This is a genomic window from Oceanobacillus sp. NCCP-135 (assembly GCF_059698015.1).
Genome location: NZ_BAAKSZ010000015.1, coordinates 58754 through 82554, shown reverse-complemented (window position 1 = coordinate 82554; position 23801 = coordinate 58754). Strand labels below are relative to the sequence as shown.

Here is a 23801-nt window from a genome sequence, read left to right as displayed (position 1 = left end):
GTAATCTATTTCTATTGTAAATGAATTTTCTATGGTGTGATTAGGCATATGATACGAGTTTTGCCGGAGGTTGGGAGATATACCGGTCAACTTGAGACATAAAGGAAGAAAGTTGAGAGAAACTGAGTGAAAGTTAAGAGATAATCGAATCAAAGGTGGTTATCTCTCCACTTCTAGTTTTTTGTCTCCACATTATACATACAGTGATAGTTTCCTAAGCGAAAATAAAAGCAGCCACCTAAAGTCAGGTGACTGCTTGATTAATTATTCTTTTTTGTTATCCTCTGAAGGAGGTGTATTATCTGACATGATTGGATCATCAATGTAACTTTTCTCATCAGATTTTTCTTTTTCCTCTTTCTCCTTTGCTTCTTCATAGGAATCCGGTTTTGCTTCTTCATCCTTTGAGTTAATATTCACTTTAACATTGGATTCATCTTCTTCAGGTTCTGGAAGTACTCCATCTTCAAACAATGACTTTATTTGTTTTGCATCTAACGTTTCCACTTCAAGAAGCGTTTTCGCAACGATTTCCAACTTATCTTTATTTTCCGTAAGAATCGTTTTCGCACGGTCATAACAATGATTAATAAAATTCTGCATTTCCTGATCAATATCATGGGCAATTGCATCACTATAATTTTGTTCATTTCCAATATCACGGCCTAGGAAAACATCGCCGCCACTGCCATTCGTAAATTGAAGTGGACCAATCTTATCACTCATACCATACTCTGTAATCATTTTACGTGCAATTCCTGTTGCGCGCTGGAAGTCATTATGAGCACCAGTACTTACTTCACCGAAAATAATCTCTTCCGCAACTCGACCACCTAATAGACCGGTGATTTTGTCAAATAATTCAGGTTTTGTCATAAAGTAACGGTCTTCTCTTGGGAGCATCACTGCATAACCACCAGCTTGACCACGTGGTACAATTGTAACTTTATGTACCATATCGGCATCATCTAACACCATTCCGATAATAGTGTGTCCACTTTCATGATATGCAACAATATTTCGTTCTTTTTTGGAAATAACCCTGCTTTTCTTCGCAACACCTGCTATAACTCGGTCTGTAGCTTCATCAATATCTAACATACTAATTTTTTTACGATCATCTCGAGCAGCAACTAATGCTGCCTCGTTTAGTAAGTTCTCTAAATCAGCACCTGAAAATCCAGGCGTACGCATTGCAATAACTTTTAAATCAACTGTTTCGTCTAATGGCTTGTTTCTAACATGGACTTTCAGAACTTCTTCACGACCTTTCACATCAGGTCGATCCACCATAATCTGACGGTCAAAACGTCCCGGACGGAGCAGTGCTGGGTCAAGAATATCTGCACGGTTTGTTGCAGCAATCAGAATAATTCCCTCATTTGCTCCAAAACCATCCATTTCAACAAGTAGCTGGTTTAACGTTTGTTCACGTTCATCATGGCCGCCACCAAGTCCTGCACCACGCTGACGCCCAACCGCATCAATTTCATCTATAAATATAATACATGGAGCGTTTTTCTTAGCATTTTCAAATAAATCACGTACACGCGAAGCACCTACACCAACAAACATCTCAACAAAATCAGACCCACTGATCGAGAAAAATGGTGTTCCTGCCTCACCTGCAACTGCACGTGCAAGTAAGGTTTTACCTGTCCCTGGAGGTCCTACTAAAAGTACCCCTTTTGGAATACGCGCACCGACAGCAGAGAATTTACGAGGGTCTTTCAAAAAGTCAACAACTTCAACAAGTTCCTGCTTTTCCTCGTCCGCACCTGCTACATCTGTAAAACGAACCTTTTCCTTTTCCTCTGTATACATTTTTGCCTTGCTCTTACCAAAGTTCATGACACGGCCACCGCCGCCGCCACCTTGAGCCTGGCTAAGAATAAATAAGAAAAATAGTCCAATCAGTAAAAAGGGAACAATCCCTGTTAAGAAAGCTACAAACGCACTAGGCTGTTCTTCCTGCGCTACCTTTAACACACTTTGCTCAGTTGCCTGATCTGTAATTGTTGCTATTATATCTGTATTATCAGGAACCTGTGCGACAAATTGCTTATCGCCTTCTGTCAGCGTCCCAGTAAAGCGCATAATTCCATGTGCTGGCTGCATCGTCATTTCTTCGATTTCACCATTATTTAAAGCATCTGTAAATTCCTGTACATTAAATTGCTGTTGTTCTTCATTTTGTCCATTAAATACTCCTATTACGCCGACAACGACGAGAAAAATGAGTACCCAGAAGAACACATTCCGAAATATCCGGTTCATTGCCTACCTCCTCCCAATACGGGGAAAAACTATATTACATCGTATCATATGAAAAAGTTTCATTACAACTATTTTATCCTCTTATATAGAATTATTTTCACACAGTCATACACTTCATAAACAACCTCATATTCATTTATTAATGCCTATTCTTCTTCTCCACCATAAATTTCCGGTTTTAGCACACCAATATATGGTAAATTACGGTATTTCTCTGCATAATCCAGTCCATACCCTACTACAAACGCATCTGGAACTTCAAATCCAATCAAGTCTGCTTTAATAGCGGCCGTTCTTCCTGTTGGCTTATCAAGCAATGTAACAATTTTGATGGACTTAGCTTTACGATATTTAAATAAATCAACAAGATAACTTAGTGTTAAGCCACTGTCAATAATATCCTCGATAATTAGCAAATCCCGACCTTCTACTTTCGCATCCAGATCCTTCACTATTTTCACTTCACCGGAGGAACGCATTTCGCTACCGTAGCTTGACACATCCATAAAATCCATTTCCAAATATACTTCCATATAGCGCAGTACATCTGACATAAAAGGCATTGCACCCTTCAGGACGCCAACTGCTAATGGAAATTTTCCTGCATATTCTTTTGTCAGTTGTTTACCAATTTCCTTGCATTTATTCCTTATTTTTTCCTCTGATATTAATACTTGCTTAATATCATTATGCATAATTGTTCCTCCTACATCGTGCCATGAAATAATCATCTCTTACAAAGTTAACCGTTATTCTCCGTATAAAACAGTTGAATATAGGTTGTATTTTGGGAGTGGTTTTGAGGCTGTCCTTTTTTTAATCCGATAAGCCACAGAATTTCCCCATTATTATCGACCAAAATCGGCCAATTATCTCTGTCTTTTTTAGGAATTTTAGCATCAATAAAAATATCTTTTATCTTTTTGCTGCCTTCCAGACCCTTCCAGCTCATTCTGTCCCCTGATCGACGGGTTCTAATATGTAATGGTAAAGCAATACGATCTGTATTACAAAAATAAGAAAAACGATCCTGCTCATGAACATGATTCACAATATCGGCTGTAACCGATGAACCATCCGGCAATGTTAATGTCCCAGGAATATCCAATGTTACGTGATAAAAGGGATTTGGAGGCTGAAGATTAGGGAAGTAAAACATCAGCTTATTATAAGACCTCTCCAATTTTAAATGATGTGGAAAATCAATTTGGACATTACCTTTATCTGTTTGCAGCATTGCAAAAAACTGCTCTTCATGAACGTAAGATAGATCTCTTGGTAATTCATCATACAGATAGTTCAATATTAGATGAAAGGCTCGTCTTTGTAAAGCATATGCATATGTTTTAAACACATCAATTTGAAATGCTGCAATTTTTTTTTTATCATCAATTTCAATGATATTATGAAACATAGTTAGCGTTTCACTCTGTAAAAATTGTTCATCCTCGTGAATCGTTTCACTCATATGTTGTATTGTTGTATGTATATTATTATTTCTCTCTTTTATTAACGGAATTATTTTTTTCCTGAAAAAGTTCCTGGTGTATTCTGTTCTATTATTTGAAGAATCAATTCTTGGATTGATTTTATTACGCTGACAATACATCTCTATACTCTGTTTAGTAACAGATAAAAACGGACGAATAATCGTTCCGGTAGAAAATGTGCGTTTCACAGGTATACCTGATAATACACTGGAACTAGCTGAGCGCACCAGACTCATCAGCATTGTTTCAATCTGATCATCCCCGTGGTGACCGAGTGCCAAATAGTCTGCTTGGAATTCCTCCATTTGTTCTGAAAAAAATTGGTAGCGGAGTTCTCTAGCAGCAAGTTCTGTACTTATCTGCTTATTTTGTTTATATGCAAGAACATCTATAGAAGTACCTCTAAACTTTATCCCCCAGCGCTCGCAAGTCGCTTGTACATAATGCAGATCAGCTATCGATTCTTCCCCCCTTAATTGATGATCTACAGAAAGAGCAATAAGATTTAAGTTCCACTCATTACGGATGGAGTGGAGGAAATGCATAAGGGCCATCGAATCCGGTCCACCAGAGACACCGATTAGAACTGTCGTATTTTTTGTTAATAAATGGTGTTTTTTCATAAATGCTTTAACAATACTTTTCATCTGATCCCATCCTCAACTTAACAATTTCAGCGATAGAGGTTTCACTCCTATTATAACTACTTTCCTTATAAAAGTAGAGAAAAAAGGTAATAACTTACTGCTAGTATTGTTATTCCTCCTGCTTCTACCATAAAGGGAGCAGTATTTTTTCTTTTTGTCCTTCTTGATGATCGCTTCTGATGTTGTACATGATTTAGTAAATTGATTAGTTCTTGTTTCATTTGAAAACTAGACTGATACTTTCCTAGTATAGCTTTTTTTAATAAATTTCTATAAGGGGATAAAGCTTTTACATCATCAATCTTATTGAAAATTGTCTTTTCAGGTTGGGTGTTCTTTGCAAAATGCTTCGGATAATATACATGTAAAAATACCATGACAAATGCAAATAAGTCATAGCTCGGTTCAGCCCTTCTAGACCCCAACCCCCAATAGCCACGATCATAAAATTCGGTATATTCTTTTATTGCCCGGCCAATTTGCGTAGTTCCCCCAACATCAACCCAGCGTACTCTAGTGGGGGAATGAACGATAAGTAGATTTTCATTTTTCAAATCTCCAAAAACCCAACCGGATTGATGCAGCCGCTCCAAATCCTCAAGCAACTGCAGCATAAATACCCCAAGCCATTCCTTGCCATGACTATGAATAAAAGAAGCCACCGTCTCTCCACGCAAATATTCCATCACATAAAAGGAGTAGATTGCACCATCTGGAGATATCCAATCATCCACGTCCAATAAATAAGGTCCAAGCCGGTTTCCTTGGACCTTGTTGAGAGATTTTAACACATTGACTTCCATCGTCATTGATGTTCCTTGATTACTAATTTTTAATGCAGCCTGTTTGCCATTTAATTCACACAAGTAAACAGCTCCAATAGTACCCGAGCCAAGTTTTCCTTTAATACGATAGCTTTTCTTATGCCATTTACCCATGATTTGCATGCCGGGTTTTAAATCAATTCCCTGCTTCTTCCATTCCTGGTTCATCTTCATTTCTAAAGCTCCTTAGGTAATTCTTACCAAATTGATACATTGCCTCACGAATTGCAGGACCTGTAGGAGTGATACCACCACTTGTCAGCTTGGGAAAAATTGTCGATACTTCGTCTAGTTTAGGTGACCAATCAAATACCTTCTGAATATCCTTTCGCTTACCCGGAAAACTAAAAATCGAAAAACGATTCCGGCCAATCCGAGCATTCAAGCTTATGGAAAGATCAATTAAAGCTTCTTTCACCGTCGGAAGCTTATCATGCATACTTGCACTCGTATCTACTAATACAAGCACTTCCAGATCGCATGTTTCTCCCATATCCTCAACCACTTCCATAATTTCACCACGTTTTTCAGGATTGAGATCCTCAAGTGACTGATTCGAACCCAAAATTTGCTTTAATTCCTTATTGACGAAACCTTGCAAAGTTTGTGTCATAGCTTGTTTCGTCACCATTTGAACGGTCTGAGATAGCGCCTGCTTATAAACCAATTGACTTACACCGCCGCCAGAGAGTGCAATTTCCTCTATCTCTTTTAGCTCTAGAGAATCTTCTGCATGATCATCATCTAAAATACCAATTACATTGACAGTGATTCCTTGCTGATTTGCTAGCGCTGCAGTTGCAGCAGGATCCTCCCCTTTATTCGAGCAGCCATCCGTTATCAGTAAAATCTGTTTCAACGTCCCTTTTTTCACACCATTACCTCCCAACTTCTTCCAGTACCATCATCGCCAGTAATAGAAAGAAGTATACGTAGGAATGCAGGAATAGTGAGAGAATTTGTAGCGCATCCTTTCCTAAGATTTTTTTGTGTTGTGCATGCAGTCGTATTCGTATTTGGTTACGTCAATTTTGCATTTTATTTAGCCTTATTTGCGGTTCAGTCGGTCGAGTTCAACTAGAGTCCGGTCGAGTACGTATTCCATTTCGTTTCATTTATGGTACGTCAGTTTGATTCAACACCATCGTCAAATCTCGCACTATGCACCCGGCTTGCCGTAGCTACAGCTTGTCAATCAGGATCGGACAGTCCGTTTCAATTCGCCGCCTTGGCTTTATCTTGATAAACAGGTACGGTCGCCCATTTCGGATTATTCTTTGTCACTTTTGCAACAAGCACAGTCATATCATCTTCAATCTCTCCAGATCTCGTGCGAATCACTTCTTCCAATAACAGATCTGCTATTTCCTGTGGATCCTCTGTCCTCATTTCACGTAGTTTTCTTTTTACCCACATATCTGTATTTTCTACATGCTTTGGCCCATCGAAAATACCATCGCTCATCATAATCAAAATATCCTCTGACATCAATTGCTCACTAACGATATCCACATCAAACTCTTGGATTATTCCCATCGGTAAATTACTTCCTTCCACATTTAGCATCTTGTTACCACGTTTAATATAGCTGGGTGTTGAACCGATTTTCAAAAACCTCACAAAAGCATTGTGTAAATCAATTACTGCAAGGTCAAGTGTTGCAAATATTTCATCCGTTGATCGTAAAGCGAGGATCGAATTGATCGACTTGATCGCTACTTTTTCAGGGATGCCAGTTTGTAAAATTTGCTGTAACAACCGGAGTGTCTCCACACTCTCCTCCTTCGCACGCTTCCCGTTTCCCATTCCGTCACTAATTGCCATAGCAAATTTCCCTGCTCCAAGTTCAATGGTGGTATAACTATCACCCGAAACTAAGCCACCTCCCTTGGCAGCATTAGCAGCCCCTGTCTCTACAACAAATTCTTTGGCAGAACCAAACGCTAAATGACAATACCCATTTGGAAAAGGTGAAATTTCTTCCTGTTTAACGACAATCATTTCATCTAAAATATCAGATAATACTGGTGCAATTAATTTGGGACCTTCTCCGTGATAGCTATAAAAGGATGCTGTCATCTCAATATCGACATTTCCTTTTTCTAATCGGTAAATATCCAATTTCTCCAAGTCAATGCCCATATGTTTTAATGCATGTATAATTTGGATTTCCTGTTGTTCATGATGCTGTCTTTCCTTTAAAATTTCCTTCGCAAAATCCTCCATCACTTCGGAAACGCCTTGCAGCTGATCTGCTACTAAACGTTTACTTTCCATCACTTGCTGCTTTAATTTGTGATTAGCTTCAAAAAAGGACATTTCTTCTTTCATTGCATCAACAACCTTTTTCGATTTTACACAATGGTTCTCAAATTCACGAGCAACTTTACGGTTTAGCTCCTGGCCATTTGTAATATCATCCTTCATTTCTTCCATCAATGAATAAGTTTTATCAAATTGTCTCTGCCAGCAACGATCTTTCATAAAACAAGTTTGACACGTTTTCTCTGTAACCTGACTTAAAAAGTAATCAGTTTCCCGCTTCGCTTCTCCCTCATCCTGAGCATATACATCTGAGGTCTGAAAGCTTTTTGATAATGCTTCAAATACATTTGAAAATTGTTCTACTCGTTTGGCTGTGACATTACGTACCTTCTGTAAATATTGCTCCTGTTCACTAGTGTGTTCCTCTGTACCAGGGATATAGCGGGAAATTTTTCTAAACCAGCTTGTTGGCGTTAATACAAAGAAAGCGATTGCAATGATGGATTCGATTATGGAAGGAGCTAAAGCAGCCGCATTACCGTATATTCCAATCAAAAATGTCCCAACCAGCAGACCAACAGCGACTCCAGGCTTCTTCCCTTCCTTTAGTAATCCTCCTAATAAGCCTGAGAAAGCAAGCAAGCTCATTTGATATAGATTTGCTACATTTGCCAATGACAAAATCAATCCTACCACAACACCTACCGTTGAACCGATCGCAGCACCACCCACAAATGAAAGGATTAATACAAAGTAACGTGATAAAACTTGTTCCACAGAAGCGTCATAAAATTGCCAGCCAATTGTTCCAGTTAATATTGAGGCAATTAAAATTATCATGCAAACAATTTCTTCATTTTTTAATGTAGGTTTATATCTTTTTGGTGATAATAATGGAATACTTTGCATAAAGATTAATACGAGGACAGCTCCTAATACCCCTTCAACAATGAGCAGCATCCATTCATACGAGGACAGCTGATTATTTACCGAATACAGAAAAAGCCTTGGTGCTACAGTTGCTATAAAAACGAATATTGGTATCGTAACTTGTTGATTATTTGTTTTTTTGAACAAACCAGCTAAAAAAATGAATACAATCATTGCTAATGCAAGAAAGATACTATGATTTACAGAATAACTAAGCGCTCCGACCAATACGGCAAACATTGATTTTACTGTTTTTTCCCTATGTACGAACCACATTGTTGCCAAAAAGGCTACAGCAAAAGGAGAAACCACAGAAAGAATGACAGCTCGTCCTAATAAAAATCCAACAATATAAAACAGCCATCCCTTTTCAAGAAAAATTGACTTAACTTTTAAGTTCATGCGTTTTCGAAGCCTGTCCATTTGATTATCCCTCCTTGCTCCAACTACTTTAGACTCCTTTCCTGGTATTGAATCCATCATATAAACCACTCCCGTCTTTCTAAATAGTAAACCACAATATGCATTCTTTTTTTGTCAAAACAACAGAGCATATCCAATAAATCGTTCGACGGCTTTCTAAATTAATAAGCGGTTTTCAACACGAACAAGCGTGTCCTGTTTCTTTAAAATACTACTTGCATATGCATATATATATAAATTCAATTTTATGTTTGGCAAATTAGATGCCATTGTTTGCCGAATAGCATGATGTTCTGCCGAAACAAAAGATTCTCTTATTGACACAGACCAAACTCTATTGTATGATATTTTTTGTTGGTTTATTTTGGCGGCGTAGCTCAGCTGGCGAGAGCGTACGGTTCATACCCGTGAGGTCGTGGGTTCGATCCCCTCCGCCGCTATTAAAGAAAAGCGTAGGCGACTGTTCTGAAGCCGAAGCTAAATAAAAAAGGTCTGCAAGAGTAGAAATACTTTTGCAGACCTTTTTTTAACTAAAAGGCAGGTATAGAAAACAGATACCTCAACAACAGGCTGGCATCTGTTCCTGAATTTATAATATAGAGCATTGTCTATAGACAGCAGTAGCTATCCTCTTTTAGCACCTCGACCTCCACGTCTGGATTCCGTGTGCTTCTTTAAAGAGGCTAAACGGTCTTCAGAATCTTTGAGAAAACGGTTCATTTTTGACTCAAATGTTTCCGTACGCTCACGATTATCTCTTTGCGGGCGTTTTGGTCTATCCTTCGCTTTTTTGATGGACAAACCAATCTTGCCATCCTTTTCGACATTAATTACTTTCACCTTTATCTCATCCCCAACAGTAAGGTGTTCGTTAATGTCTTTAACATAGTTGTCGGCAACCTCACTAATATGAACAAGACCAGTTTTACCTTCTCCAAGCTCTACAAAAGCCCCAAAATTAGTGATACCTGTTACCTTTCCCTGCAGCTTGCTGCCTACTTCGATTGACATAAAAAAAATGCTCCTCCTTAAAAGATTAAATATATAGTACTATTATAGTATAGCTAAGTATATGAAAGTGTGTCAATATGCCGGATCTTCTTCAGGAATTTTAAAAATTAATTCTCCTTCTTTTGACAGGAAATAGTTCGTACGTGCGATTTCTAAAACGTACTCCTCATTATTTAGTAAATCTATCTCTTCTTTCAGATTACTTTCTTGCTTCTGTAATGAAGTCAATTCTTCTTCCAGTTGCTGGTATTGCTCTTCCTTCTCTGATTGAAGTACACGCTGTTTAATGTGGTATGCAGTCATCGCACCAATAGTAATCACTATTACCATAGAAAATAACACAAGACGACGAATTAATCGTTGTTTTTTTCTCCTTTGTCTTTCTACGTATGTATCATACTGCTGCATGTAATTCGAATCCAATCTTGTTACCGTTTTTTTCTTCATTGACAAAAGCTACTCCCTTCTTTTAAACGTAATATACTTCTTCCATTTATACCATATATTCTTCATTGTACTATAAAATCCTGCTAATTTGTGAATAATTCTTTTAATATTTTTGGGAAGCATACGATAAATGATCTGGGCTATCCATTTAATTGGGAAAAATAGGAGCTTAAGTAAAAATAAAAGGATCATACCTATTAATCTGATTATCCATAAAACGATCGTAAAAAACAGGATACAAATCCATTTAATCGGGGTAATAATCAGTGCTTGTACAAGTCCTGCAAAAAAGCGAAAGATGCCTGTAATAACAAGGATAATCTGCTCTAATATTCTTTTATAAATTGCTGCGCCAAATACCTGATACATAGCAAAACCTAATAAACAGGCCGCAAACACATATAATCTAAGCTCCCCACCATTTATGCGAAATAATAAATAAAATACAAGAAATGTTTGGGTAAGCCAAAAACAACTTTCCAATACATAGGATAAGATTCTTTTTTGTTTCCAATAGGGTGTAAAGCGTCGATAGGTATCATTGATTATACCCAAATAAAAGCCACTTGAAACCATGGCAATCATTGTAATAAATTGTACACTAAGTGTCATCTAAACAGCTTGCTAAAGAATCCTTTAGCCTTCTCCTGCTGATGCTCGTCCACATAGGAAAGCTCATAGATCTTCCCTTTGATCGTAACAAGTCCTTCCCCAACATCAAGATTCTTCAATTGCAAATTCTGACCACGAACAATCAAATAACCCATTAATGTTTCCAATAAAAACTCTTCATTATCAAAACTATCTACTTCTTTAACCCCTGTAATCTCTAAACTTTTTCTATTATTCAATTTCACAAAGTGGTCATTCTGTACACGAGTCACATTTTCCTTCGTTCCATAATAGTTGTCCATTTTAATAGCCCTCCTTATCATTATTACTTTATGAAAGGAGGGATGAGTCTAGAACTATTCGTTTCTCTCTTCTTTAATAACTCTATACAGTGTCTCTGCTTCATCTTTTTTTACGGTTTCCCTCAGGTCATTGACCTGAATTGTTACAAGCTTCTGTCCAAATTTAATAACAAGCACATCTCCTCTTGCAACCGTTGATGATGCTTTTGCCTGGTTTCCATTAATTGTAATCCTACCTTGATCTGCAACTTCCTTAGCTAACGTTCGACGCTTGATTAAACGCGATATTTTTAAAAACTTATCTAATCGCAGGATAATCCCTCCCTTTCTTTTGCCTGATCCCACAAATCATCCATTTCCGTCAATGTCGTACTGTTCATATCTTTTCCTTGATCATTCAAACGCTTTTCTATATAAGAAAAACGCGAAACGAATTTTTGGTTTGTCAAGTTTAATGCCACTTCCGGATTTATTTTATAATACCTTGAAATATTCGCCAATACAAATAGAACATCACCAAGTTCCTTTTCGATTTCCGGCTTGTCACCCTGTTCAATTGCTTCTTGTACTTCGCTTAGTTCTTCCTCAAGCTTTTGCCAAATTTCGGAAACGTTATCCCAGTCAAAGCCAACTTTTGCTGCCTTTTTCTGCAACTTAAATGCTGTTGCCAGGGATGGAAGATGTTTAGGAACACCATCCAGTACGGATTTACGCTGCTCGCCTTTTTCCTCTTTCTTCAGCTCTTCCCAGTTTTTATAGACATCATCAATCGTGTCTACGTTCACATCAGCAAACACATGTGGATGACGGTGAATCATTTTATCCGTAATCGAGCGGATAACATCATCGACCATAAAATAGCCGTCATCTTCGCCAATTTGGCTATGCAGCATGACTTGCAGGAGAATATCTCCAAGCTCCTCGATTATTCCCTCATCGTCCTCCTCATCAATCGCATCCATTAATTCATACACCTCTTCCATTGCATATTCACGCAATGACTCATGTGTTTGCGCCTTATCCCATGGACAGCCATTCGGAGCTCTTAATGCTGCAATAACCTCTCTTAACCGCATAAATGTATGATTTAATAATTCCTTAGGAGCTGGCGGGATATACACACTGGTTAAATTACTGATCTCTGCAGTATGGTCCAGCTCTTCTAAAGGCATTTTTGTAATTATCTCCTGCTCACTCCCAGCCGCTTCCACCACGGTTATTTCATAATCTGCAGGCAGATCCTCTAATAAAGCCAACTTTACATTGGAAGCAATAAAACGATCATATACCTGACAAAAAACAATATGCTGTTGATAATGTAACTGACCCCGTTCAAATGATGTACCATCAACAAACTGAAACCCATCAATCGGATCTATTTTTAAAGATGAAAATAAATCATCCAAATAGCTCTGTCCACCTATGATTTCCACTTCAATTTCTGTTTGTTCGAGTAACAGCTGTACCGTTTTTTCGGCAAGCATTGGATGACCTGGTACTGTATACATTACCGGTTCTTGTCGAGCCTTTGCCAATAATATTTCAACAATGCTTTGATAAACGGCTGCAAATTGATCTTCAGCCTCATAATTTTTATCAAAAGATTCAAAGCTAACACCCTCGAGACTTAGTGACTGAATCACAGGATGATCTATTGTTCTTGTGTATACAACATCTTTTGTATTGATTAATTTTTTATAAATACCTAGTGATAATTGATCAATGTCTCCGCCACCTAAGCCGATAATTTCAATTTTATGACTCATCTATCTTCCTCCCTTTATGAACACGAATGAAAAATGAAGCAAATGGCAGCATCCTTAACTCAAGCGTCGTAAAGGCCCTGCCTTTCAATAAACTAAATATGTAAATAAGCCCACCTGTTATTGTAATTACGATAACATATAGAAGTAAAGAAAGCCTTGATAGGACAACAGTGTTTGAGAAAAAGTAATCTACAAGTAATAGATAGATGACCATTGCCAGTGTAGCTTTCATTAGTGCCGACCAGTTAATTTGCTGAAAGAAATTCAGGTATGGCAATTTTCTATTTAACTCAACGAAGACAACACTGCAGAGCAGCAATAGACTAAATACAGTTGCAACGCTAGCCCCGGTTATCCCAAACAGTGGAACCAATAGTTGATTTCCTATCCATTTTACAAAAAAAGCAATTAAAATAAATCCTGCTGTCCGCATAATATAACCTAATCCTTGAAGAATAGAGGAAGCAGTTATAGCCATGGAACATAGAAAAATAGCGAGAACAAGAATCTGTAAATGAATCGTTCCTTTGTCATTTTGATATAATAAAATATTCGCCTCAGGGAAAATAACGATTAGCCCTACAGTTGCACCGATTGCTAAGTAAAAACTAAACAGCATTGTTCCACGAATATATTGATAAAACATCGTTGGATTATCCTTTAATTTTTGTTTTGAAATGGAAGGAATTAATGCTAAAGCAAAGGATGACCCGAGTACTGTTCCCAGTTGAATCAAAGGCTGTCCACGATCAAATACTCCTTTTGCCTCCATCGCATCCATTTTTGATAATCCATGCATCAGCAAATTGGGGAGCAAGGTAAAGGCATCCGCAAACTGAATGACAAGTAATACCATATGATTTAAAGCAGCAATAATTCCCAGGATCAACAGAGTTCGAAGATAATAATTCCACGGGATCTCAAGTTGTTCATCCGTTATTGGTTTTCTTTTTATGAAAAACAGACCTAAGATCACAATGGCTGTAACTAAACCGATAACGGAGGCAAGCACAGCAGCTTGTCCAATCGTATACAAGCTCTGATTTTGGATGACGACATATACAGCAGCAAAAATAATAATAAATACCCGAACAAATTGTTCACCAACTTGAGAGAAAGCAGTTGGTTTCATTTCATATTCCCCTTGAAAAAATCCTCTTAATAATGCGACAAAAGGAATTAACAAAAAGGGAAATGCGGCAAAGCGATAGGTACTTGTCAATTGAATATCCCCAACCCAAAGGGCAAGAGAGTGTGCATTAAAAAACAGGAAGAGAAATATAGAGCCATTTACTGCAAGCAACAGTAAAAATATCGGGATAAAATAACCCTTTAAGGATGGGCTTTTCCCCTTTTCCCTCAGTTCGATCTGTATCTTTGCTATGGCAGACGGAAATCCATATAAGGCAAGAATCATTGCAATCCCAAGAATCGGATACACCTGCTGATAAACATAAAAACCTATATCGCCTGTCAGATTCTGTAGGGGAATTCGGTATCCTGCGCTCAGAATTTTACTGATAAGGCCGGCTAATGTTAATAGCAAAGCTCCCTTTACTAACTTATTTATTTCATTTCCCACCATGTTAAACGCCCTTTTCGGATAACGACAATTTTACTTCATTATAGCATACTACTGGGTATGTTCGAACGACTGGGAGTTGGGCTTCTTCTAAATAGGTATGATGTCTGTTTCATTTCTCATGAACAGTCTTCTGGCATTAAATTTGCGCTGGTTTGTCCTTGAGAAGTACTCTACTCGAACGGTCAGCACCTGCTTTTGGGCGTTTGGGCGTATAGGGAATTTCTGCTACAATAATCTCACGAAAAATTATAAAAAGGACAATAACCAGTGCTGTACTGATTTTGTCCTTTTAATTCATAGCATTATTCCATCTGCTTCGCTAAAAATGCTGCGGCCGTTTCAACCGCTTTTTGTTCCACATTACTAAGCTTGGCTTCATCTTTGGAAAATATCATCACACAACCGATCGGGTCTCCATTGGCAATGATTGGATTAATACAGTAAGATTCTAATTCTTCTTCATTTCCATCAATGATTTCAATTTTTGTAGATTCCGTTTCAAATTCCTGTGTACGATTTTCTATTATCTTCGTCAATTTCGAACTTATATTTTTATTTAAGTAATCTTTTTTGGATTCCCCTGCAACTGCAATTACCTCATCCCGATCACATATTAGAACCGGTGACTGGAGAGAATCAAACAATGCTTCAGCATATTCCTTAGCAAAATGTCCCAACTCATTAATTGGCGAATATTTTTTTAAAATTACTTCCCCTTCTCTGTCTACAAAAATTTCCAATGGATCCCCTTCACGGATGCGCAACGTCCTTCTAATTTCCTTTGGGATAACTACTCTACCTAGATCATCAATACGACGTACAATTCCTGTTGCTTTCATACTAAGTAGCCTCACTTTCTTATGATGATTGTTATTGATGCATGCACTTTCTAAATACTCTCTAAAAGTGTAATAATCACCAGTTGTGTTTTTAGTATGATTCATCTCATGAGAACTATACATTTACTGCTAATTTTTTTCCGTAAATTGACAGACAGGAACGAAGGAGTCATTTGCTTTTATCTATTCGGGTTTCCTTGTTCTGCAATCATAGTCTGGAAAGGAAAGCACTTTCACTAGATCAACTATTTCGATCGACTTTATCCAGTCTTTTCATAAAATTTGCCACGATTTCATAACGCTCATGCGCTGTTTCACTGGAGCACTTAATGGTTATTTTCAATTTAGTATTTTCTGTACCCAGTTGAACACCACGTCCAAAGTCATTTGCCAGATCAAAAAGCTTTGAACCATCAATTTGCTGGCTGCGATTCTCATCCACAAGTAATTCAATTTTTTTATTCTTTTCCGTAATCGATTCGACCCGTTCCTTTATGGCATACATTTTCAGTAAGGATACCGTAAATAAATTTTCGACTTTTTCTGGGTAATTACCAAATCGGTCGATTAGCTCATCCTTTAAATCAGTTAAATCATCGGACGACGTTATCGTTTGAAATTGTTTATATATATCAACCTTTTGTTTCTCATCCTTTATATAAGACTCTGGAATATATGCATCTATATTCAATGAAAGCTCTGGCTCAAATGGGGTGATATCCTCAATATCCTTCCCAGCCTTACGTGCATCAATCGTATCCTTCAGCATTTGGGAATACATATCAAAACCGACAGATTCAATAAAGCCGTGCTGCTGTGCTCCAAGTAAATTGCCAGTACCACGTATCGATAAATCACGCATTGCGATTTTAAAGCCGGAACCGAGTTCTGTAAACTCTTTAATTGCCTGAAGCCGTTTTTCAGCTACTTCTGCTAATACTTTATCTCTTTGATAGGTGAAATAAGCATATGCTACACGGTTTGAACGACCGACTCTTCCTCTTAACTGATAAAGCTGACTCAAGCCCATACGGTCAGCATCATTTACAATCAATGTATTTACATTGGGTATATCTACACCAGTTTCAATAATTGTTGTACTTACCAATACGTCATATTCCCCTTCCAAAAAGGCAAATATCACATTTTCCAATTCTGCTTCATTCATTCGTCCATGGGCAACAGCGATTTTAGCATCATCAACCAGCATGCCTAAATCACGGGCAACTTTATCAATGTTTTCTATCCTGTTATACAAGAAAAATACTTGCCCACCACGAGCCATTTCCCGCTCAATAGCTTCTCTTACAAAAATAGGATTGTATTCCATAACATAGGTTTGAATTGGAAAACGGTTTTCCGGCGGTGTTTCGATGACGGATAAATCACGAACCCCAAGCATCGACATGTGCAATGTTCTTGGTATTGGTGTTGCGGTTAACGTTAATACATCAACATTTGTTTTCAACTGCTTGATTTTTTCTTTATGTTTTACCCCAAAGCGCTGTTCCTCATCAACTACAAGCAAACCTAAATCACGGTACTCCACATCCTTTGATAAAATCCGATGTGTACCTATAACTATATCAATTGTGCCCCTCTTTAGGTTTTTGAGTGTATCTTTTTGTTGTTTCTTTGTACGGAATCTGCTTAATAGACCAATATTTATCGCATGATCCTGGAATCTCTCCCGTACTGTCTCATAATGTTGCTGTGCTAAAATGGTGGTTGGTACTAAAATAGCAACCTGCTTTCCGTCAGCAATAGCTTTAAATGCTGCCCGTATAGCAACTTCTGTTTTACCATAACCAACATCTCCACAAAGCAGTCGGTCCATCGGGCGTTCTTTTTCCATATCCTGCTTGATTTCTTCAATACAGCGAAGTTGATCTTCTGTTTCCTGGTAGGGAAAGGAAGCTTCAAATTCGTGCTGCATTTCTGTATCCTTAGAAAAGGCATACCCTTTTTGGGCTTCTCTTTCCGCATATAACTTAATTAAGTCATCAGCAATATCCTCAACAGATGATTGGACTTTCCGTTTTACTTTTGTCCATTCCGTCCCGCCAAGTTTATATAGCTTTGGCTCATTTCCTTCTGAACCAACGAACTTTTGAACCAAATCCATCTGGTCAATTGGAACGAATAGCTTATCATCACCTGAATATTTGATTAGCATATAATCTTTATGCATATCCTTAACTTCCAGGGTTTCAACCCCTAAATACCTGCCAACCCCGTGGTTTGCATGAACAACATAATCGCCAATTTTTAATTCCTGATAGTTTTTAATTCGTTCTGCATTCGTTATTTTCTGCTTTCTTCTTGGACGTTTTGTTCGCTTCTTAAAAAGTTCATTTTCCGTGATCAGCACCAGTTTATGCAGTGGCAGTTCAATACCATTATTAATGTTTCCCACAGCAATTATCGGTTTTCGTACAGGTAGCTTCAGCTCGCTTGTAATAGCTGCTTCGATATCATAATCCAAAAAGATAGAGTGAATTTTTTCTGCCCGCTTTTCACTCGGTGCTAATATAACAACCGAAAAATCACCTTTTTTCCAGCGTTTTAGTTCATTTTTAAACAGATGCATTTGCCCATGGAACTCTTGCATGGCTCTTGTGGAAAGATCAATAATATTTTGCGGCTGTGTATTCGGTATATGGCGTAAAAATAGAGACATATAAAGACGTTGTTGCTGCATATTGTCCCAAACTTGGTTCCAGCCAAATGAAAATCTACTGTTTCTCACCATTCGATTCGATTCCAAAAGACTTGTATACCATTCCGCTTCTTCTGTATCCAAATTTATTGCTGTTTCTTGAATTCTACTCATCTCGTCTAAGATAATTAAACCATTTGAAGGTAAGTAATCTAACAAACTAGCAGGATTTTTATAAAGAAAGCCAATATATTTATACATTTCCTGAAAATATTGTGAATTTTTCATACGGCCTATATCATGTTCCATAGCTTCAATTAACTTCTCTTTAGCCTCCGATGAATTCATCCGTTTCAATGTATCAGCCAACGCTTCTTCCATCCGATCTGCTGCCGTTACCATATCCTTTTCTGTTAACAATAACTCTGTCGCAGGTCCAATCATTATGCCCTGTATTTTATCTAATGAACGTTGCGTTTCTGCATCAAAATAACGTATTGAATCTATTTCTTCATCAAATAATTCAATGCGTATCGGATATGCTTCCGTTATTGGGTAAATATCTATTATTCCACCACGTCTGCTAAATTCGCCAGGGGTTGTTACCATCGAAGCTCGTTCATATCCCATATTAATTAACGATGCTAAGTAATGATCAATATCAATTTCTTCTTCAATTGTAAACCGTAACTGATACTTACTCCAATAGCTTGGTGGAGGCAAAATTCGTTTTAATGCTGCCACAGGAGCGATTAATATTCCGGATTTTTTTTTTGACCATGCTGTTAATGATTCTATCCGCTGACTTCTTAGCTCTGGGCTGGCAATTGCAATTTCAGAGGCTATTAGTTCATTAACAGGGTATAGATGAACATCCTTTTCACCTATTAATTCCGATAGATCATCATGTAGCTGCTGAGCTTGGACTAACTGATGTGTAATGAGAAGAATCGGTTTATTCATCGATTCATTAATGATAGAAACAAGCAGACTTCTTGCTGAACCGGACAGACCTGCAACAAGCTGTTCCTCCATTCCACTGGAGAGACCACTAAGAATCGATTGTATATCTTCCTTTGATTGTAAATAATTATTAATACCTTTCATGTTTAAACCCCCGCATAAAATTGCAAACATAAAGCGCAAAAACGCCTTGGCTATTCGCCAAAGCTTTTATCACTATTCTATTGTATAAAATAATCCAACTCATGATAGTGTGGATGACGTCCTAATGTTTCTTCACAGTTTTCACAAATTGCTTGAACCTGAACATCTCCATTATCCTGGTACTTTATCATTTCTTCTTTTTCCTTTACTGTTAATTGATCAAATCCCAGCATGGACGTATCAACCATTTGTTGTTCCAGCTTTCCAATAATTTGCCCACAATGTCTGCATTTATAGACAATAGACATACAAAAACCTCCTCGAATAAAACCAGGTTGTCTTCTAAAGTTTATCCGAAAAGTTACGATGTTATACAGGCGAGCAAAATAGATAAAGTGAAACTTCATTCAGTAAGGATTTCCCTTCCTCCCCCACCTTCACGTTTGGGATTTCTCACGCTTGGAGGTGGGGGTATTACAGCCCGTTAATGCGTGATAAATTAATAATGTATTACATTAATTATTATATTCATTCATAACTTCCAAAAATGAATGCTGCAGCCAGGATTCGCATGCATCTGCTGACTTTTTAATGCTCATTTGAACAGCTTCCTGTTGTTCCTTTGAAAAGGATCCAAGGACATGATCAATGACAGAAATTGGTGTACTTGGCCTGCCGACACCGATGCGAAGCCGTTTAAATTCTTCTGAACCTATATGATCAATTATCGATCTTATCCCATTATGGCCACCATGACCGCCTTTTTGCCGTAAACGAATCTTCCCTGTTGGGAGATCTAAATCATCATAAATGATAAGCACATCTTCTGCAGCTACATTATAATAATCCATTAACGGTCGGATAGATTCACCAGAAAGGTTCATATACGTTTCGGGCTTGAGTAAAATAACCTTTTCCCCTTGAGCATGTTCAATTGCATACTTACCTTTAAACTTAGACTTAGTCAAATCCCATTGATGACGTTCTAATAATTCATCTATGACCATAAAGCCAATATTATGACGAGTATCTTTGTATTTTCTACCTGGGTTTCCTAATCCAACAATACATTTCATATATACTTCTTCCTTTTAATTTATACTTTTGACTCTTTTTATAAAGATATATCCTCACAATTGATATATAATGCTTCCTATATGTAGGGGATCGCTACGAACTGTTTCGCATCTCATATACTTAGGTGAATGGGATTACTTTAAATAGGAGATACTGTCCTATCGACCCGCAAGTTTTCAGTTCCAATAGAACAATCCCCCCTATAAGAATTGTTTTATTCTTCTACTTTCTTAAAGGAGGGGTTCTATTTTTATATATTTTTATCCGTTATTTTTTATTATTCGTCTTCTTTTTCAGCATCTACTAATTCAGGCTCTGCATTTTCATCAGGAGCTTCTTCAACATCTTCAAGCGTATCCGGTGGGAGGATGGTAGCAATTGTCGTTTCATCCTCATCTAATAATTCATAGCTGGTTGCTTTTGGCAAATCAACAATCGCAATACTTTCACCTATATTCAATGAACTTATATCAACTGTAATTTCATCGGGAATATTTCCGGGTTTTGCACGAACCTGTAACTCATATAATGGCTGCTGTAATACGCCACCATCTTTTGATCCTTGTGCTTCACCTTCAAGTCGAAGTGGTACTTCTACATCCATCTCCTCAGACATATTAATAATATAAAAGTCTGCATGAATAAGCTCGTCCTTAATTGGATCCATTTGATATTCATGTAGCATTACATCTACTGGACTTTCATTTTCAACACCCAGGGAAATAATTGCATTTCTACCTTCATCGCGGACTGTCTTTACTAACTCTATATTATCTACAGAAATTGATTTAGAATCCTTTGCCTTTCCATAAATAACAGCTGGTACTCTTCCATTATTTCTAATTTGTTTCGTTGCAGATTTTGTAAGATCTTCTCGTTTTGTTGCTTTTAATTTAACTGCCATGTTCATCACCCTCCAAATTATTTGAAACTTTCTTAGTTAAGTAAGTTTTATCTCTTTGAACTTTGTGTACTCATGAAGTTAGTAAAAACACTCCTACTATTTATACCCATCTTACAAGTTAGCTAAACACTTTAGTCGAACAGGACGCTTACAGATTGTAATTCATGTACTCGAATGATCGCTTCTCCAATAAGTGGAGCCACAGATAATTCTGTTATTTTGTCACTTTGTCTTTCTTCTGAAAGAGGAATAGAATTGGTAGTAACCAGTTCCTTGATTTTTGAATGTTCAATTCTTTCGATTGCTGGACCTGATAGTACTGGATGTGTACAGCATGCAAAAACTTCCTTAGCACCATTTTCAATAAGTGCATTTGCTGCTAATGTAATCGTTCCAGCTGTATCAATTATATCATCAATCAGGATTGCAGTCTTCCCTTCGATATTACCAACAATATTCATAACCTCTGCTACATTTGGGCGCGGTCTGCGTTTATCAATAATACCAATCGGAGCTTTAAGGCGGTCTGCCATTTTACGTGCCCGAGTTACCCCACCATGGTCTGGGGAAACAATGATAACATCTTCAAGGTCTTTTTCTTCAAAGTAATTGGATAGAATTGGTACACCCTGTAAATGATCTATTGGTATATTAAAAAACCCTTGAATTTGCGGAGCATGTAAATCCAATGTAATGACACGAGATGCTCCTGCAGTCTCTAATAAGTCTGCGATTAATTTTGATGTGATTGGCTCACGTGCACGGGCTTTTCTATCTTGTCTGGCATATCCATAGTACGGCATAACTATATTTATGGATCTGGCAGAAGCACGCTTCAATGCATCAATCATAATTAGTAATTCCATGATGTGCTCATTAACTGGTGGACATGTGGATTGCACGACATATACATCACAACCACGAATGCTTTCTTCAATATTAATCTGAATTTCGCCATCACTAAATTGCTTTACCGTACATTCACCTAAATCTGTTCCAATATGTGTCGCAATATCTTCCGCTAACTTCCGATTGGAATTTAATGTGAATACTTTCAAAGATGGATCTTTGTAGTTAGATACCATGAGAAAAACCCTCCGTTAGTCTTTTTGTCGATTTTTTAGTTTTATAGCATATCCTTCTTTATTCGTTTGTCTTGCCCTTGCAACAGATAGAGAATCTTCAGGAACATCTTTTGTAATGGTCGATCCCGCAGCAATATATGAGCCCCTACCTACTGTTACTGGTGCAATTAAATTGGAGTTGCACCCGATAAATGCATCATCTTCAATTGTTGTTAAAAATTTATTTTTTCCATCATAGTTCACTGTAATTGTACCACAACCGACATTAACATTGCTTCCAATTTGTGCATCTCCAATGTAACTTAAATGAGAAACCTTACTCTTATCGCCTAATTCTGTCTTTTTAATTTCTACAAAGTTTCCTATTTTAGCTTCATTGCCGACCTGAGATTCTGGTCGAATATGAGCAAACGGCCCAATTTTCACGCGTTCGCCAATTTTACTGTCATTTGCAACACTTTGTTTAATTACAGTTGCTTCCCCAATATAACAATTTGAAATTTCGCTATGGGGTCCTATCTCTGCATTTGTTTTAATTGTAGAATTCCCTTTTATAATTGTTCCTGGATGGATTACAACATCCGGATCAATTACAACATCCGGATCAATATATGTATGTTCCGGATCAATAATGGATACTCCACTGCGCATATGCTTTTCATTAATGCGGTTTTTCATAATTTTTTCCGCCTGTGCTAACGCCATTCTGTCATTAACGCCTAATGTTTCTTCAAATTCCGGTGTTAAAAAAGCACTGACCTTTTCCGATTGATTACGCAAAATCTCAATAACATCAGGTAAATAGTACTCACCTTGTGCATTATCATTTGATACGTTTTGTAATGCTGTAAACAGTGCCCGATTATCAAAACAATAGGTGCCGGTATTAATCTCATCAACAAGCAGTTCACTTTCACTAGCGTCTTTATGTTCTACAATTCTTTCTACTTCATTTGATTCATTGCGAATAACCCTTCCATATCCGCTCGGGTTCGGAGCTTTTGCAGTTAAAACGGTTGCTTTTGCCCCACTTTTTTCATGATAATCAAACAGCGCTTGATACGTATCACTTGTGATTAACGGTGTATCACCACATACGACAATTGTTATTCCGTCTTTATCCTTCAACAGGTTTTCCGCTTGGATTACAGCATGCCCTGTTCCTAATTGTTCTTCCTGGGTAACGTACTCACTCACGTCCCCTATATGTTCAATTACTTTATCAGCACCAAAGCCAACAACAGTAACGATTTTATCTAATTGTACTGCTTTTATCTGATCAATCACATGTTGTACCATCGGTCGCCCAGCTACTGGATGAAGTACTTTATAGAGTTTGGACTTCATCCTTGTCCCTTGCCCTGCTGCTAAAATAACAGCATACCGTTTCGTCATAAGGAAACCTCCATAATTTCTATTTATCCATTATAAAATATATCTTAAAAGGCAAAGGATTTCAACAGTTAGAAGTCTAAGATATTACCTGCTCTCCCGAAGAATTATACCAAGGATTTCGTATAAACACTTTGACACCAAGGTTTTAAGCTAAAT

At 37.6% G+C, this 23801-nt stretch carries 21 protein-coding genes and 1 tRNA gene; 1 reads left to right on the top strand and 21 read right to left on the bottom strand.

The window, feature by feature from the left end:
* Nucleotides 1-264 precede the first annotated feature (264 nt).
* The 7 genes from ftsH to AC6HVZ_RS11985 form a co-directional block, all read right to left on the bottom strand.
* Complete coding sequence (ftsH, locus tag AC6HVZ_RS12015; protein WP_497558408.1) at nucleotides 265-2277, bottom strand: ATP-dependent zinc metalloprotease FtsH; 2013 nt, start codon at nucleotides 2275-2277, stop codon at nucleotides 265-267.
* Between the two features lie 146 nt (nucleotides 2278-2423).
* Complete coding sequence (gene hpt, locus AC6HVZ_RS12010) at nucleotides 2424-2972, bottom strand: hypoxanthine phosphoribosyltransferase (protein ID WP_497558407.1); 549 nt, start codon at nucleotides 2970-2972, stop codon at nucleotides 2424-2426.
* Nucleotides 2973-3019: 47 nt separating this feature from the next.
* A complete protein-coding gene (gene tilS / locus AC6HVZ_RS12005) occupies nucleotides 3020-4414 on the bottom strand; it encodes a tRNA lysidine(34) synthetase TilS (protein ID WP_497558406.1) in 1395 nt (464 codons plus the stop codon).
* A 65-nt stretch (nucleotides 4415-4479) separates the two neighbouring features.
* Nucleotides 4480-5412: a serine/threonine protein kinase PrkT gene (gene prkT / locus AC6HVZ_RS12000; RefSeq protein WP_497558405.1), complete on the bottom strand. Its 933-nt coding sequence runs from the start codon at nucleotides 5410-5412 to the stop codon at nucleotides 4480-4482.
* A complete protein-coding gene (locus tag AC6HVZ_RS11995; RefSeq protein ID WP_497558404.1) occupies nucleotides 5375-6112 on the bottom strand; it encodes a VWA domain-containing protein in 738 nt (245 codons plus the stop codon). The genes prkT and AC6HVZ_RS11995 overlap by 38 nt, the downstream gene beginning before the upstream one ends.
* 341 nt (nucleotides 6113-6453) lie before the next feature.
* A complete protein-coding gene (spoIIE, locus tag AC6HVZ_RS11990) occupies nucleotides 6454-8916 on the bottom strand; it encodes a stage II sporulation protein E (protein ID WP_497558403.1) in 2463 nt (820 codons plus the stop codon).
* A gap of 96 nt (nucleotides 8917-9012) precedes the next feature.
* Nucleotides 9013-9180, bottom strand: a complete 168-nt coding sequence (locus AC6HVZ_RS11985; protein ID WP_497558402.1) for a hypothetical protein — start codon at nucleotides 9178-9180, stop codon at nucleotides 9013-9015.
* 42 nt (nucleotides 9181-9222) lie between these two features.
* On the opposite strand from AC6HVZ_RS11985, the gene AC6HVZ_RS11980 reads away from it, so the two are divergent.
* Nucleotides 9223-9296: transfer RNA gene (locus AC6HVZ_RS11980), tRNA-Met, on the top strand.
* 184 nt (nucleotides 9297-9480) lie between these two features.
* On the opposite strand, the gene AC6HVZ_RS11975 is transcribed toward AC6HVZ_RS11980, so the two are convergent.
* The 14 genes from AC6HVZ_RS11975 to glmU all read right to left on the bottom strand — a co-directional run bounded on the left by AC6HVZ_RS11975 (nucleotide 9481) and on the right by glmU (nucleotide 23645).
* Complete coding sequence (locus AC6HVZ_RS11975) at nucleotides 9481-9867, bottom strand: S1 domain-containing RNA-binding protein (protein WP_497558401.1); 387 nt, start codon at nucleotides 9865-9867, stop codon at nucleotides 9481-9483.
* A 72-nt stretch (nucleotides 9868-9939) separates the two neighbouring features.
* Entirely contained in the window at nucleotides 9940-10314 is a 375-nt protein-coding gene (locus tag AC6HVZ_RS11970) for an FtsB family cell division protein (protein ID WP_497558400.1), read from the bottom strand.
* A 9-nt stretch (nucleotides 10315-10323) separates the two neighbouring features.
* Nucleotides 10324-10926, bottom strand: coding sequence for a spore cortex biosynthesis protein YabQ (gene yabQ / locus AC6HVZ_RS11965; RefSeq protein WP_497558399.1), 603 nt, complete (start codon nucleotides 10924-10926; stop codon nucleotides 10324-10326).
* Nucleotides 10923-11228 (bottom strand): sporulation protein YabP, encoded by a 306-nt coding sequence (gene yabP, locus AC6HVZ_RS11960; protein WP_497558398.1) that lies wholly within the window; start codon nucleotides 11226-11228, stop codon nucleotides 10923-10925. Before yabP ends, yabQ begins: the two co-directional genes overlap by 4 nt.
* Nucleotides 11229-11282: 54 nt before the next feature.
* Nucleotides 11283-11540, bottom strand: coding sequence for an RNA-binding S4 domain-containing protein (locus AC6HVZ_RS11955; protein ID WP_497558417.1), 258 nt, complete (start codon nucleotides 11538-11540; stop codon nucleotides 11283-11285).
* The gene (gene yabN, locus AC6HVZ_RS11950) at nucleotides 11531-12994 is read right to left on the bottom strand and encodes a bifunctional methyltransferase/pyrophosphohydrolase YabN (protein ID WP_497558397.1); all 1464 of its coding nucleotides are present in this window, start codon (nucleotides 12992-12994) and stop codon (nucleotides 11531-11533) included. The genes AC6HVZ_RS11955 and yabN overlap by 10 nt, the downstream gene beginning before the upstream one ends.
* Entirely contained in the window at nucleotides 12984-14579 is a 1596-nt protein-coding gene (locus tag AC6HVZ_RS11945; RefSeq protein ID WP_497558396.1) for a putative polysaccharide biosynthesis protein, read from the bottom strand. Before AC6HVZ_RS11945 ends, yabN begins: the two co-directional genes overlap by 11 nt.
* A 302-nt stretch (nucleotides 14580-14881) precedes the next feature.
* Nucleotides 14882-15418, bottom strand: a complete 537-nt coding sequence (gene spoVT / locus AC6HVZ_RS11940; protein WP_497558395.1) for a stage V sporulation protein T — start codon at nucleotides 15416-15418, stop codon at nucleotides 14882-14884.
* Nucleotides 15419-15659: 241 nt separating this feature from the next.
* Nucleotides 15660-19184 (bottom strand): transcription-repair coupling factor, encoded by a 3525-nt coding sequence (gene mfd / locus AC6HVZ_RS11935; protein WP_497558394.1) that lies wholly within the window; start codon nucleotides 19182-19184, stop codon nucleotides 15660-15662.
* 77 nt (nucleotides 19185-19261) lie between these two features.
* Nucleotides 19262-19492, bottom strand: coding sequence for an anti-sigma-F factor Fin (gene fin / locus AC6HVZ_RS11930; protein WP_497558393.1), 231 nt, complete (start codon nucleotides 19490-19492; stop codon nucleotides 19262-19264).
* Nucleotides 19493-19699: 207 nt separating this feature from the next.
* The gene (pth, locus tag AC6HVZ_RS11925) at nucleotides 19700-20260 is read right to left on the bottom strand and encodes an aminoacyl-tRNA hydrolase (protein WP_497558392.1); all 561 of its coding nucleotides are present in this window, start codon (nucleotides 20258-20260) and stop codon (nucleotides 19700-19702) included.
* Between the two features lie 278 nt (nucleotides 20261-20538).
* Nucleotides 20539-21165, bottom strand: a complete 627-nt coding sequence (locus tag AC6HVZ_RS11920; protein WP_497558391.1) for a 50S ribosomal protein L25/general stress protein Ctc — start codon at nucleotides 21163-21165, stop codon at nucleotides 20539-20541.
* Nucleotides 21166-21296: 131 nt separating this feature from the next.
* Entirely contained in the window at nucleotides 21297-22250 is a 954-nt protein-coding gene (locus AC6HVZ_RS11915) for a ribose-phosphate diphosphokinase (protein WP_497558390.1), read from the bottom strand.
* A gap of 15 nt (nucleotides 22251-22265) precedes the next feature.
* The gene (gene glmU / locus AC6HVZ_RS11910) at nucleotides 22266-23645 is read right to left on the bottom strand and encodes a bifunctional UDP-N-acetylglucosamine diphosphorylase/glucosamine-1-phosphate N-acetyltransferase GlmU (RefSeq protein ID WP_497558389.1); all 1380 of its coding nucleotides are present in this window, start codon (nucleotides 23643-23645) and stop codon (nucleotides 22266-22268) included.
* Between the last annotated feature and the right edge of the window lie 156 nt (nucleotides 23646-23801).

What these genes read in the sequence shown, in the direction of transcription:
- ftsH (WP_497558408.1), bottom strand. Translation starts at nt 2,277, where the DNA reads ATGAACCGGATATTTCGGAATGTGTTCTTCTGGGTACTCATTTTTCTC.
- hpt (WP_497558407.1), bottom strand. Translation starts at nt 2,972, where the DNA reads ATGCATAATGATATTAAGCAAGTATTAATATCAGAGGAAAAAATAAGG.
- tilS (WP_497558406.1), bottom strand. Translation starts at nt 4,414, where the DNA reads ATGAAAAGTATTGTTAAAGCATTTATGAAAAAACACCATTTATTAACA.
- prkT (WP_497558405.1), bottom strand. Translation starts at nt 5,412, where the DNA reads ATGAAGATGAACCAGGAATGGAAGAAGCAGGGAATTGATTTAAAACCC.
- spoIIE (WP_497558403.1), bottom strand. Translation starts at nt 8,916, where the DNA reads ATGATGGATTCAATACCAGGAAAGGAGTCTAAAGTAGTTGGAGCAAGG.
- AC6HVZ_RS11975 (WP_497558401.1), bottom strand. Translation starts at nt 9,867, where the DNA reads ATGTCAATCGAAGTAGGCAGCAAGCTGCAGGGAAAGGTAACAGGTATC.
- AC6HVZ_RS11970 (WP_497558400.1), bottom strand. Translation starts at nt 10,314, where the DNA reads ATGAAGAAAAAAACGGTAACAAGATTGGATTCGAATTACATGCAGCAG.
- yabQ (WP_497558399.1), bottom strand. Translation starts at nt 10,926, where the DNA reads ATGACACTTAGTGTACAATTTATTACAATGATTGCCATGGTTTCAAGT.
- yabP (WP_497558398.1), bottom strand. Translation starts at nt 11,228, where the DNA reads ATGGACAACTATTATGGAACGAAGGAAAATGTGACTCGTGTACAGAAT.
- yabN (WP_497558397.1), bottom strand. Translation starts at nt 12,994, where the DNA reads ATGAGTCATAAAATTGAAATTATCGGCTTAGGTGGCGGAGACATTGAT.
- AC6HVZ_RS11945 (WP_497558396.1), bottom strand. Translation starts at nt 14,579, where the DNA reads ATGGTGGGAAATGAAATAAATAAGTTAGTAAAGGGAGCTTTGCTATTA.
- spoVT (WP_497558395.1), bottom strand. Translation starts at nt 15,418, where the DNA reads ATGAAAGCAACAGGAATTGTACGTCGTATTGATGATCTAGGTAGAGTA.
- mfd (WP_497558394.1), bottom strand. Translation starts at nt 19,184, where the DNA reads ATGAAAGGTATTAATAATTATTTACAATCAAAGGAAGATATACAATCG.
- fin (WP_497558393.1), bottom strand. Translation starts at nt 19,492, where the DNA reads ATGTCTATTGTCTATAAATGCAGACATTGTGGGCAAATTATTGGAAAG.
- pth (WP_497558392.1), bottom strand. Translation starts at nt 20,260, where the DNA reads ATGAAATGTATTGTTGGATTAGGAAACCCAGGTAGAAAATACAAAGAT.
- AC6HVZ_RS11920 (WP_497558391.1), bottom strand. Translation starts at nt 21,165, where the DNA reads ATGGCAGTTAAATTAAAAGCAACAAAACGAGAAGATCTTACAAAATCT.
- AC6HVZ_RS11915 (WP_497558390.1), bottom strand. Translation starts at nt 22,250, where the DNA reads ATGGTATCTAACTACAAAGATCCATCTTTGAAAGTATTCACATTAAAT.
- glmU (WP_497558389.1), bottom strand. Translation starts at nt 23,645, where the DNA reads ATGACGAAACGGTATGCTGTTATTTTAGCAGCAGGGCAAGGGACAAGG.